At 72.2% G+C, this 12769-nt stretch carries 8 protein-coding genes; 1 reads left to right on the top strand and 7 read right to left on the bottom strand.

The window, feature by feature from the left end; all coding sequences use genetic code 11:
• Positions 1–316: 316 nt before the first annotated feature.
• The 6 genes from ACTHMS_RS09370 to gltB all read right to left on the bottom strand — a co-directional run bounded on the left by ACTHMS_RS09370 (position 317) and on the right by gltB (position 9536).
• Complete coding sequence (locus tag ACTHMS_RS09370; protein WP_440306392.1) at positions 317–1504, bottom strand: ATP-binding response regulator; 1188 nt, start codon at positions 1502–1504, stop codon at positions 317–319.
• Positions 1501–2124 carry a hypothetical protein gene (locus ACTHMS_RS09365; RefSeq protein ID WP_440306391.1) on the bottom strand — a complete coding sequence of 208 codons (624 nt, stop codon included), beginning with the start codon at positions 2122–2124 and terminating at the stop codon, positions 1501–1503. Before ACTHMS_RS09365 ends, ACTHMS_RS09370 begins: the two co-directional genes overlap by 4 nt.
• A gap of 110 nt (positions 2125–2234) precedes the next feature.
• Complete coding sequence (locus ACTHMS_RS09360; RefSeq protein ID WP_440306390.1) at positions 2235–3062, bottom strand: alpha/beta fold hydrolase; 828 nt, start codon at positions 3060–3062, stop codon at positions 2235–2237.
• 29 nt (positions 3063–3091) lie between these two features.
• The gene (locus ACTHMS_RS09355) at positions 3092–4042 is read right to left on the bottom strand and encodes a hypothetical protein (RefSeq protein ID WP_440306389.1); all 951 of its coding nucleotides are present in this window, start codon (positions 4040–4042) and stop codon (positions 3092–3094) included.
• A 24-nt stretch (positions 4043–4066) separates the two neighbouring features.
• Positions 4067–4840, bottom strand: coding sequence for a L,D-transpeptidase family protein (locus ACTHMS_RS09350; protein ID WP_440306388.1), 774 nt, complete (start codon positions 4838–4840; stop codon positions 4067–4069).
• Between the two features lie 148 nt (positions 4841–4988).
• A complete protein-coding gene (gene gltB / locus ACTHMS_RS09345) occupies positions 4989–9536 on the bottom strand; it encodes a glutamate synthase large subunit (protein WP_440306393.1) in 4548 nt (1515 codons plus the stop codon).
• A 269-nt stretch (positions 9537–9805) separates the two neighbouring features.
• Between gltB and ACTHMS_RS09340 the strand changes: the two genes are divergently transcribed.
• A complete protein-coding gene (locus tag ACTHMS_RS09340) occupies positions 9806–10396 on the top strand; it encodes a Uma2 family endonuclease (RefSeq protein WP_440306387.1) in 591 nt (196 codons plus the stop codon).
• On the opposite strand, the gene ACTHMS_RS09335 is transcribed toward ACTHMS_RS09340, so the two are convergent.
• Positions 10393–12693 (bottom strand): [protein-PII] uridylyltransferase, encoded by a 2301-nt coding sequence (locus ACTHMS_RS09335; RefSeq protein ID WP_440306386.1) that lies wholly within the window; start codon positions 12691–12693, stop codon positions 10393–10395. The genes ACTHMS_RS09340 and ACTHMS_RS09335 overlap by 4 nt on opposite strands.
• Positions 12694–12769: the final 76 nt, after the last annotated feature.

Genomic DNA, 12769 nt, shown 5'->3' with positions numbered 1-12769 from the left:
CCGGCGAGCCCACCCGCCCGCCCGGGCGGCCCCGGGCCCGGGGGCCCGCCGCCGGGGGGGGCCCCCCCCCCCGGGGCTCCCCCCCACGGCCGCCGGGGGGGGGGGGGCGGGGGCCCCCCCCCCCCCGTCGGGGAAAACTCGCCGCACGCCGAACTCGCTGGGCAAGCGTCTCGCCGCCAGATTCCCCCGCAGGATCGACGGCGTGATGCCGCGCTCCCCTCGACGCGACATCCTTCGCATTCGACCCTAGTGATGCAGGTGACGGATCGTCATGGGTCCGGAAGTACCGGCAGACTGGGACGAAGGTCCCGAACCGTCAAGCCAGCGGGTCACCGGCGGGACGCGGGAACGAGACGACGAACGCCGTGCCCGGTGTCCGCGGCTCGTACCACGCCCGCCCGCCGTGCGCCTCGGCGATCGCCCGCACGATGTACAGGCCGATGCCCGTGCCGATACCGCCGTAGCTGTCGGCGCGCGAGTACTCGTCGAAGAGCTTGTCGCGGAACCACTCGGGCACGCCGTCGCCGTGGTCGACGACCGACACCCGGATCTCGGAGGCGTCGACGTCCGCACCGACGACCACCGGCGGTCGGCCGTAGCGGAACGCGTTGGTGATCAGGTTGATGAGCAGCTGCTGCAGGCGCACCTTGTCCGCGACCAGCATGACGCCCGGCGGGCACTCGACGAGGACGTGGTCACGGGCGTCGGGCACCGAGCGGACGGCGTCCTGGATGCTCGCGGCGAGGTCGATCGGGCGCGGACGCACGTGCAACGACCCGCGCCGCGCGTGCGCCGAGGTGAGCAGGTCGTTGGTGAGCTGGTCGATCATGGCCGCCTGGCGGGCGATGGCCTCCACGACGGCGTCCGCCGGGCCCGGCTCGTCGCCCCGCAGCAGGCCGCTCAACTCCTCGGCCAGGAAGTTCAGCGCGAGGGCCGGGTTGCGCAGCTCGTGCGCCACCCGCGCGACGGCGCGCGCCTGATCGCTGTTCTCCCCCGCCACCGTGGTCGCCGCGAGGGCGTCGACGCGCGTCCCCGTCGTCTCGACCAGGCCGGGCGGCAGTTGCACCGGGCGCGGGCCCGAGCGCGGCTTCTTCGCGGGCCGCGGACGACGCACGAGGTCGCGGCCGAGCACGCCGGAGACGGCGGCGACGACCTCGTCGGCCGGCGCGCCCTTCTGCACGTACGCCGCCGCACCGGCGTCCAGGGCGCGCAGCCCCATCCGCTGCGACTCGAACCCCGACAGCACGATGACCTCGCACGTCGGCACGGCCGCCTTGATGCGCGGCAGCGCCTCGAGGCCGCTCATCGTCGGCATGGCGAGGTCGAGCAGCACGACGTCGGGCTTCGTGCGGGTGACGAGATCGATCCCGGCCAGGCCGTCGCCCGCCTCCCCCACGACCTCGACACCCTCGTAGCGCCCGAGCATGAGCGACAGCACCATCCGCATGTCGGGTGTGTCGTCGATGATGACCACCCGAGCGTCCCGGTCGACCACGACGGTCACGAGGCGTCGAGTCGGCTGCCTGCGTCCGACCCGGTCGCGGTCAACGGCGCGCCCAGGGTGGCGGCCTTGCTGCGCAGCAGGCGCTGCTCCTCGGTGAGATTCGCCGGCCCGAGCAGTTCGCTGATCATGCGGCTCGCGCTCTCGATGGACGTCTCCAGCGCAGCACGGGCCTGCGCCGGCTCGTCGAGGTCCATGGCCATCTTCGCGACGACCATGCCCTGCAGCACGGCGTCGTGCAGTTCGAGGGCCTGCCGCTCGCGCTGGCGCATGTCCTCGAACAGCTGGGCCCCGTGCATGAGCGAGCCGTAGGTGCGGCGCAGCGTCCAGTAGTAGACGCCGACGGCGGCGCCGACGACGTCCCAGAGCGCGGTCGGCCAGTCGTAGGCCTGCCGCCAGGCGAGGCCCGTGGTCTGGCCGTCGGCGAAGACGGGCAGCAGCATGTGCACGACGTGGCCACCGTGGTGGACGGCGCAGCTGAAGAAGATGGCTGCGGTCGCGGCGCCGAGTGGGTTGCTGCGCAACTGACCACTCTGGATCAGCGGGCGCACGATGGCCCACACGATCCCGAAGTACGCCGTGGCGATGATCGCGTTGGCGATCGCGCCGACCTGCCACCACATGGGGCCACCATCTTCTCGTCACGCGCGAGGGGACGCGCGACACGCCGACTGTTTGACGTGCCTACTCGATGGTAGGGACGCGCGCGTGCCGGATGACGGAGGCGAAGGTCCTAACCCCGCACGAACCGACCGGACGACTCCGGCGTTCCGCAGCAATGCTCGCGAATCAACGCGGCCGCCCGTTCGGGGTGCTCCCACCAGAACATGTGCCCGGTGTGCTCGAAGGTGACCAGCCGCGCGCCGGGCACCGCGGCGGCGATGACCTCGGCGTTGAGGTGCTCCATCATGTCGTCCTCGTCGCCGTGCAGGACGAGCGTGGGCACGGCGATGCCGGCCAGCCGGTCGCCGGCGTCGTGGGCGAAGGCGGCCTTGGCCTGCCGCAGGATCACCGGCACCGGCGCGGCGACCGACAGCGCCATCTCGTGGAACGCGGCGTAATGCCGTTCGTCGGCGATGTGGCCGGCGGACAGGTTCGACACGTAGGCCGCCCGCACCGCCTGCTCGACGTCACGGGTGTTCATCGCGGTCATCATGCGGATCGGCCCGGCCGCCCGCAGGCTCGCGCCCTCGCCACCGGGATAGGTGCAGCCGAGCACGAGCGTCCGCACCCTGGACGCGTGCTGCAGCGCCAGTTCCTGCGCCACCATGCCGCCGAGCGAGACACCCAGCACGTGGGCCGACGTCCAGCCGAGGTCGTCGAGCAGCGCCGCGGCGTCGTCGGCCAGGTCGCCGATGGTGAAGTCGCCGGCCACGTCGTCGCTCTCGCCGATGCCGCGGTGGTCGTAGGCGACGACGTCGAAGTCGCGCGCCAGTGCGGTGAGGAACGGTTCGCCCCAGGTGCGGTGGTGGCCGGCCATGCCCTGGATCAACAGCAACGGCGGCCCGTCGCCGCGGCGCTCGTAGTACAGACCCCGACCGTTCAGCTGCGCCCTCGGCATCCGGCTCCTCTCGTCCCGCCCGGCGACCCTCACCGACCGGTACCGATCAGTATCCGGGGGTGGTCGGCCGGCCGCAGCCACCGCAGGACCTCGAGCAGCGCCGGCTGCGCGATCGCGACGCACCCGGCGGTCGGCTCGCCGACGCTCACGTGCAGGAAGAACGCGCTGCCCGCACCCTGCCGGACGCCGGTCGGGCTGTTGCGGGTGTTGTAGTCGATCACGACCGCCTCGTCGTAGAACGGCGTCGTGAAGTAGAGGTGCTCGTTGGGGTCGCCCTGCGTGAACGGGCAGCCGGACGCGCACCGCTGGAACGTGTTGTAGAGCGGGCCCGATTCGCTGATCCACCAGTCGTCCGGCGTCGTCTGCGTGTAGGGCAGTGCGGTGCCCGGGTCGGGGTCGCGGCCGAACGCCTGCGTGAGCGTGAAGCTGCCTTCGGGTGTCGCCGACACCGACTCGCTCGGGTGCGCGCTGAGCCCGGCGCTGCCGACCTCCGCCGGCACCTGTGGCCCGACGGCGCGCCAGCCGCCGGCCACTCGCGTCCAGCGCTGCAGCAGCGCGGTCGTGCTCCGCTCCCCCGCTGCGACGACCGTGATCACCTGACCGGCGTCGCCGGTCGGGTACCGCAGCGGCAGGGCCGATCCGTGTGCCGCTGCCGGTGTCGGCCGCCTCGGCGGCGCTGACGGTGTCGGGCTGGCCGTCGGCGACGGCGTCCGCACGGGCGAGGTGGAGCCGGTCCGCGGCGCGCGCGGCAGCCGGCTCGCGGTGTGCCGGACAGGTGGGTCCGCCGGGGACGCCGACACGGACGCCGACACGGACGCCGACAGGGCCGGGACGCTCGCCGACGCGGACGCCGTCGTCCCGGCGACCTGCGACGACGTAGGGGCCGGGCCCACCGCGGTGCTGCTGCTCGTCGTGCACGCCGCGGCGCCCGACACGGTCAGCGCGGCGAGCGCGACGGTTCGGACGAGACGGGCACGCACCTGTTCAGGGTGTCATGCGACCGATCAGGCGACGCCCAGCAGGATGCGCGGGTGTGCCGCCGGGTTCAGCCACTTCAGCAGGTCGACCAGCGGCGCCTGCGGGATGGCGACGCAGCCGGCGGTCGGCGTGCCGTCGGTGACGTGCAGGAAGAAGGCCGAGCCGCGCGGGTACGCGCCCGCCCCCGACGGCGTGTTGATCACCGCGGCGTAGGCGTAGTACGGGCGCTCGTAGTACAGGTGCTCGTTCGGCGACCCGAGGTTGAAGTGGCAGCCGGACGAGCAACGCTGGTGGGTGTTGTAGAGCGGGCCGGCCTGGCTGATCCACCAGTCGGCCGGCGTGCTGCGGAACCAGCGCAGCCTGATGCCCGGGTTCGGGCGGTACCCGAAGGTCTGGGTGATCGTGAACGTGCCGGCCGGCGTGTTCGACCGGAACTCGCTCGGGACGCCGATGCCGGCCGCGCCGACATGCGCGAGGATCGCCGGCCCGCGCTTGATCCAGCCGCCGCCGGGCGCCTTGCGCCAGGCCTGCAGCGTGGCCGTCGTGCTGCTCGACGAGCGCGCGACGACGGTGATCACCTGCGTGGCGTCGAACGTGCGCCGGTGCACGGGCAGGCGCGTGCCGGTGACCGCCGCGGTCGCGGCCCCCGCCCGCGCCGCGATGCCCGAGGACGACACCTGCTGCTGCGCCGGGCTGACGATCTGCCCGCTCTCCCGGGCGTCGTGAAGATGGACGGCGAGCACCGAGCAGCCGACGACGGCCGCGGCAGCGGCCGACGAGGCGAGGAAACGGGCGATCATGTGACCAGTGTGACATGTGTGACTGATGTGAACCAGCACCTGCGGACAGTGCGCGTGTCGCCGGACCTCACAGCGACTTCGCCCCGCAGCGCCACGCGACCAGGTGGTCCGGGCGCGGCGCGGCGGGGCGAAGGGGACGAAGTCCGGCTCAGCCGGCGGCGGCCGCCATGACCGCCGCGTCGACGTCCTCACCGTTGGCCTTGGCCCGCTCGGTCGCCTCGAGCACCCGCCGGTAGTCGCGCGGCACCAGCACGCTGAAGCGGCGCGCCGCGGCCGGCCAGTCGGCCAGCAGCGCGGCACCGACGGCCGAGTCGGTGAGCCGGACGTGCTTCTCGACGATCCCGCGGATCAGCTCGGCCTGGCCCGCGGCGAGCGGCTCGACGTCCACCATCTCGGGGTTGACGACCGCGCGGTCGAGGTCGAGCACGAAGCCGTAGCCACCGGACATGCCGGCTGCGATGTTCCGGCCGGTCGGCCCGAGGATGACCGCGATGCCGCCGGTCATGTACTCGAGCGCGTGGTCGCCCACGCCCTCGGCGACGAGGGTCGCGCCGGAGTTGCGGACGCAGAACCGCTCCCCCACGACGCCGCGCAGGTACACCTCGCCGCTCGTCGCGCCGTAGGCGATGACGTTGCCGGCGATGACGTGCTGCTCGGCGGCGAACCCGGCCCGCTCGTCCGGCCGCACCGCGATGACGCCGCCGGACAGCCCCTTGCCGACGTAGTCGTTGGCGTCGCCGAACAGGCGCAGCGTGAGGCCCGGCGGCAGGAACGCGCCGAACGACTGCCCCGCCGAACCGCGGAAGGTGATGTCGATCGTGCCCTCCGGCAGCCCCTGCGGCCCGAAGCGCCGGGTGACCAGTGAGCCGAGCATCGTGCCGACGGTGCGGTTCACGTTCCGTACCGGCAGCTCGAGCGTCACCGGCGAGCCGTCGAGCAGCGCGCCCTCGGACAGCTGGATCAGCGTGTTGTCCAGCGCCGCCTCGAGGCCGTGGTCCTGCTCGCGGGTGCGGACGAACGCCTGGTCGTACGGGTTCGCCGGCGGCGACAGCAGCGGCGTCAGGTCGAGCCCGTGCGCCTTCCAGTGGTCGACGGCCGCCCGCGTGTCGAGCAGCTCGACGTGGCCGATCGCCTCGTCCAGCGTGCGGAAGCCGAGCTGCGCGAGCAGTTCACGCACCTGCTGGGCGACGAACTCGAAGAACGTCACCACGAACTCCGGCTTGCCGGTGAACCGCTCGCGCAGCACCGGGTTCTGCGTCGCCACGCCCACCGGGCAGGTGTCGAGGTGGCAGACGCGCATCATGATGCAGCCGCTGACGATCAGGGGGGACGTCGCGAAGCCGAACTCCTCGGCGCCGAGCAGGGCGGCGATCAGCACGTCGCGTCCGGTGCGCATCGCACCGTCGACCTGCACGGTGATGCGGTCGCGCAGGCCGTTCAGCAGCAGGGTCTGCTGCGTCTCGGCCAGCCCCAGCTCCCACGGCAGGCCGGCGTGCTTGAGCGACGTCAGCGGCGCGGCGCCCGTGCCGCCGTCGTGGCCGGAGATGAGCACGACGTCCGAGTGCGCCTTCGACACACCGGCGGCGATGGTGCCGACGCCCGACTCGGCCACGAGCTTCACGTGCACCCGCGCCTGCGGATTCGCATTCTTGAGGTCGTGGATGAGCTGGGCGATGTCCTCGATCGAGTAGATGTCGTGGTGCGGCGGCGGCGAGATCAGCCCGACGCCCGGCGTCGAGTGCCGCGTGCGCGCCACCCAGGGGTACACCTTGTAGCCCGGCAGCTGGCCGCCCTCGCCCGGCTTCGCCCCCTGCGCGATCTTGATCTGGATGTCGTCGGCGTTCACCAGGTAGTGCGAGGTGACACCGAAGCGTCCGGACGCGACCTGCTTGATCTTCGAGCGCCGCGAGTCACCGTTGGCGTCGGGCGTGTACCGGTCGGCGTCCTCGCCGCCCTCACCGCTGTTCGACCGGCCGCCGAGCCGGTTCATCGCGATGGCGAGCGTCTCGTGCGCCTCCTTCGAGATCGACCCGTAGGACATCGCACCGGTCGCGAAGCGCTTGACGATGTCCTCGATCGGCTCGACCTCGTCGATCGGGATCGGCGTGCGAGCCCCGAAGTCGAAGTCGATGAGGCCGCGGATCGTGCCGCCGGCACGGTTCAGCTCCTGCACCTTGTCGGTGTACTGCTGGAAGATCTCGTACTTCCGCGAGCGGGTCGAGTGCTGCAGCAGGAAGACCGTCTCGGGGTTGAACAGGTGCAGCTCGCCCTCGCGACGCCACTGGTACTCGCCGCCCACCTCGAGCCGGCGGTGCGCCCGCGCGGTCTCGACCGGCGGGAACGCCGTCGCGTGCCGACGCGCGACCTCCTCGGCGATGACGTCGAGCTCGACGCCGCCGAGCCGTGAGGACGTCGAGCCGAAGTACTCGTCGACGACGTGCTGCGACAGGCCGATCGCCTCGAACACCTGCGCGCCGGTGTAGGACGCGATCGTGCTGATGCCCATCTTGGACATCACCTTGAGCACGCCCTTGCTGAGGCCCTTGACGTAGTTGGCGATCGCCTTCTGCGACGTGACGCCGGTGATCGCACCGGACGCGATCATGTCGTCGATCGTCTCGAACGCCAGGTACGGGTTGACCGCCGTCGCGCCGTAGCCGATGAGCAGCGAGATGTGGTGCACCTCGCGGGCCTCGCCGGTCTCGACGATGAGCGACGCCTTGGTGCGCCGGCCGTTGCGGATCAGGTGCTGGTGCACCGCTGAGGTCAGCAGGAGCGACGGGATCGGCGCGTTGTCGGCGTCGCAGTCACGGTCGCTCAGGATGAGGATGCGCGCCCCGGCGTCGACCGCCGCGGTGCACTCGCGCCGCACCCGCACGATCGCCGCGGTGAGCGCCTCGCCGCCGCCGTGCACCCGGTAGCGACCGTCGATGATCTTGCACTGGAAGCCGGGCATGTCGCCGTCGGCGTTGATGTGCCAGATCTTCGCGAGCTCGTCGTTGTCGATCACCGGACGCGGCATGATGATCTGCCGGCACGAGGCCGGGCCAGGCGCGAAGAGGTTCTGCTCGGGCCCCAGGGTCGAGGCCAGCGAAGTCACCATCTCCTCGCGGATCGCGTCGAGCGGCGGGTTGGTCACCTGCGCGAACAACTCGCTGAAGTAGTCGAACAGCAGCCGCGGGCGCTTCGACAGCACGGCCACCGGGGTGTCGGTGCCCATCGAGCCGATCGGCTCGGCGCCGGCCGTGGCGATCGGGCCGATGAGCAGGCGCAGCTCCTCCTCCGAGTAACCGAACATCTGCTGGCGCCGGGTCACCGACTCGTGCGAGAACACGACGTGCTCGCGGTCGGGCAGGTCGGCCAGGTCGACCAGGCCGGCGTGCAGCCACTCGCCGTACGGGTGCGCCGAGGCCAGCTCGTCCTTGACCTCCTTGTCGCTGCGGATCTCGCCGCGCGACGTGTCGACCAGGAACATCTTGCCGGGCTGCAGGCGGCCCTTCGCGACCACCTTGGCGGGGTCGATGTCGAGCACGCCCGACTCGCTGCCCAGCACGACCAGGCCGTCGGACGTCTGCCACCAGCGACCCGGGCGCAGGCCGTTGCGGTCGAGCACCGCGCCGATGATCGTGCCGTCGGTGAAGTTGACGCAGGCCGGCCCGTCCCACGCCTCCATCAGGCAGGCGTGGAAGCGGTAGAAGTCGCGCCGCTGCTGATCCATGGCCGGGTTGTTCTCCCAGGCCTCGGGGATCATCATCAGCACCGCGTGCGGCAGGCTGCGTCCGCCCAGGTGCAGCAGCTCGAGCACCTCGTCGAACGACGCCGAGTCGCTCATCTCCGGCGCGTTGATCGGGAACAGCCGCGACAGGTCGCCCGGAATGAGATCCGACTCGAGCAGCGCCTCGCGGGTGCGCATCCAGTTGCGGTTGCCGCGGATCGTGTTGATCTCGCCGTTGTGCGCGATGTAGCGGTACGGGTGCGCGAGCGGCCACGACGGGAACGTGTTCGTCGAGAACCGGCTGTGCACCAGGCCGATCGCGCTGACGAAACGCTCGTCGGTCAGGTCCGGGAAGACCTCGCCGAGCTGGTCGGTCGTGAGCATGCCCTTGTAGACCATCGTGCGGGTGCTCAGCGACGGGAAGTACAGCTCGACGCCCTCGTCGCGGGCGCGCCGCTCGGCGATCTTGCGGGTGGCGAAGGCCAGCCGCTCGAGGGCCATGCCCTCGGCGCCCGTGCTGCTCGACAGGAAGACCTGCCGGAACGCCGGCATCACGCTCTTCGCGGTGTGGCCGAGGCCGTCGGCGACGACCGGGACGTCGCGCCAGCCGAGCACGGTGAGGCCCTCGTCTGCAGCGATCGTCTCGACGATGCGCACGGCCGCGGCCGCCGCCTCGGCATCGGTCAGCGAGATCATCGCGGTGCCGGCGGCGTACTGCCCGACCGGCGGCAGGTCGAAGTCGACGACGGCGCGCAGGAACGCATCCGGCAGCTGCACGGTGATGCCGGCACCGTCGCCGGTGGTCGGCTCGGCACCCGCGGCGCCGCGGTGGTCGAGGTTGTGCAGGGCGGTGAGCGCCTGCTGCACGATCGTGTGGCTCTGGCGTCCGTGCAGGTCGGCCACGAACGCGACACCGCACGAGTCGGCCTCGAAACTCGGGTCGTAGAGACCCTGTGCCTCGGGCACGGCAGAGAAGGGGATCACACATACTCCCTGGGGACGGGCCGGTCGGCCCCTCTCGACAAGCTGGCGCGCGGGCCGCGACTCTGCGGCATCTCGCCTCGACCAGCCGACCGGGACGGCATCGGCCCGTACGAACGGTGCCAGTCTACAAGTCGCCGCGACGCACATCGGACCGACTGTTTCGCGCGCGTGTCCACATCGCCCGGTTGTCCACAGCCTCGTCCGCTGTCGCGGCGCCGTGACGGTGGCACACCGCACGCTCCGGCGGTGAGGTCCACACTGTCGACATGGGAGCGTTCATGGCCGCGCTGCACGATCCGACGCACATCTGGACGCCGGCCGACTTCGACGACCTGCCGCCCGAGTGGCAGTCGCGACGGCTCGAGATCGTCGACGGCGCGCTCGTCGTGAGCCCGTCGCCGGTGCCACTGCACCAATACGTCCTCAGTCGGCTCCTCGTCGCGCTGGCTGCTGCGACCCCGCCCGGGCTCGTGTCGGCGCCCGGGCCGGGGACGGCGTACCAACGGACGTACCGAGAGCCGGATCTGGTCGTCGCTGACAGCCGTGCGATGGCGGCCGACCACGGCAATCTCGACCCCACCACGGTGTTCCTCGCGGTCGAGATCGTGTCCCCGAGTTCACGCACGACGGATCGCATCACCAAGCGCGCCGAATACGCGTCGGTCGGCATCGCGAACTACTGGCGGGTCGAGCTCGAGCCGGACATCGCACTCACCGCGTCGGCGCTGCAGGACGGCGCCTATGTCGACCTCGGCACGTGGCGAAGGGGCGAGACCGCTCACCTGACCGCGCCGTTCGACGTGCGCTTGGACATCGAGGCACTCGTGCCCCCCATCAACGGCGCGCTCGAGCGTTAGAGCGCGGCGAGCGCCTGCTCGATGTCCCGGCGCAGGGGCGGCTCGATGGGGCCGCCGTCGCGTCCGGTGACGTAGAACGCGTCGACCACCGAGCCGGCGACCGACGACAGCCGGGCCGAGCGGATGTCGACGCCGCACCGCTCGAGGGCCGCGGTGATGCGGAACAGCAGGCCGATCTCGTCCTCACCGCGGTACTCGAGCACGGTGGCGTCGGTGGCGTCGTCGAACCACAGCACGGAGGGACGTCGCTTCGGCGCGTCGTCCGGGCGTCGTGAGTAGGTGCGTTCCTTCTCGCGGAGCTTGTCGGCCAGCCCGAGGCGGCCCTCGAGCGCGCGCGCGAGATCGTTGCGCATCAGCGTCGGGTCGGGCAGCCGGCCGAACCGCGGCTCGACCACGAACCGGTTCACCGCCATGCCGTCGTGCGTGCGGATGGACGCCTCGCGCACGTCGAGCGAGTGCAGCGCCAGCACGCCGGCCGTGCGGTACAGCACGCCGACAGAGTCGGGCGCGGCCACGAGCACCTCGCTCACGGCATCGTGCTCGGCGAGGCGGATGGCCAGCTCGCGCTGCTCGGCGAGGGCCCGACGTTCGTCGTCGAGGGGCGGCACCGGCGGTGGCGGCTGCTCGCCCTGCAGCACGGCACGGGTGCGAGCGACGAGCTGGGCGATGAGCCCGGCCTTCCAGTCGCTCCATGCCGCCGGGCTCGTCGCGGCCGCGTCGGCCCGGGCGAGGGCGTGCAGCAGCGCCAGCAGCTCGGCCGAGCCGTCGACCGAGGTCGCGACGATCTCGATCGTGCGCGGGTCGTCGATGTCGCGGCGGGTGGCGGTGTTCGGCAGCAGCAGGTGGTGGCGCACGAGCCCGACGACCAGCTCGAGGTCGCGCCCGGTGAAGCCCATCCGCTCGGCGATCGGACGCGCCCGGTCGGCGCCGGTGACCGAGTGGTCGCCGCCCGGGTAGCCCTTGCCGATGTCGTGCAGCAGGCAGCCCACCAGCAGCACGTCGGGCCGGGCCGGCGTCTCGTCGAGCGCGGCCGCCATGGCCGCCGTCTCGAGCAGGTGCCGGTCGACGGTGTAGCGGTGGATGGGGTCGTGCTGCGCGCGGAAGCGCACGGACTCCCATTCGGGGATCAGCCGGACGAGCAGGCCGGCGTCGTCGAGCGCCTCGAGCACGGTGACGCCGGCGCGGCCGGTGGCGAGGGTCGACACGAGGTCGTCGAGCACCGCCCTCGGCCACGGCGTCGGCAGCGGGCCCGACTCGGCGGCGAGCCGTTCGAGGGTGAACGGCGCGATCGGCAGGTCGTGCTCGGCCGACGCGCGCGCGACGCGGAGCACCAGCCCGGTGTCCGCCCACGGGTCCGCGTCACGGGCGAGCACCACCTCGCCGTCCTGCGCGACGACGTTCCTGGCCAGGCCCACGCGTTCGGGGCCGGTCGGCCGCCCGCGCAGCAGCCGGAACCGCGGCCGCGCGGCCGCGCTCTGCGCCTCGACCCGCCGCCACGACAGGTCGAGCGCGTGCGCGACCACGCGGGCCGCCTCGTTGATGCGGCGCAGCAGCACGTCGCGGGCATCGCCGGTCTCGTCGTGCTCGATGCCGAGTGCGGCGGCGACGGCGTCGTGCTCCTGCTTGCGCAGCACGTCCTCGGCCCGACCGGTCACGCGCTGCAGTTCGCCGCGCACGTCGAGCAGCACGGGGTACTGCTCGCGCACGCGGACCGGGAAGTCGACGAGCTGCGCCGCGGCCAGCGCGTGCACCGCCTGCGCGTCGCGCAGGCCACCACGCGACTCCTTGATGTTGGGCTCGAGCAGGAACGCGGCCTCCCCCGCGATCGCCCAGCGCGCCTGCGACAGCTCGCGCATCTCGGGCAGTCGCCTCGCTGCGGTGGCGCGCCAGAGTTCGAGCACGCCCGACCGCACGCGTCCGGTCAGGCCCGCATCGCCGCTGATGTGGCGGATGTCGAGCAGGCCGAGCAGCGCCTTGAGGTCGTCCTTGGCCACCGCGACCGCCTGCTCGGGCGTGCGCACCGAGTGGTCGAGCCCGATCCGTGCGTCCCAGATCGGGTACCAGATGCGGTCGGCGAGCTCCCCCAGGCCGTCGACGTCGCCGTCGTGCAGCAGCACCAGGTCGAGGTCGCCGAACGGCGCCGGCTCCTTGCGTCCGAGACCGCCGACGGCGACCAGCGCGACGCCCGGTGGCAGCTCGACCACCTGCTGCAGCCAGCCGTCGTAGGCCTCGGTCAGGGCCTCGCGGAGGCCGGACGCGACGAGTCCGGGGGGGGGGGGGAAACCCGCCCCGCCCACGAGGAAAAAGAAATATATAAGGGGCCCCCCGGAAACGTGGAAAATAGTGTGTGGTTTGATTTAGTGGGGTGTATAT

The organism is Jatrophihabitans sp., from assembly GCF_051960575.1.
Taxonomy (GTDB): Bacteria; Actinomycetota; Actinomycetes; order Mycobacteriales; family Jatrophihabitantaceae; genus JBQCEE01.
This window is presented reverse-complemented; position numbering and strand designations above follow the sequence as displayed.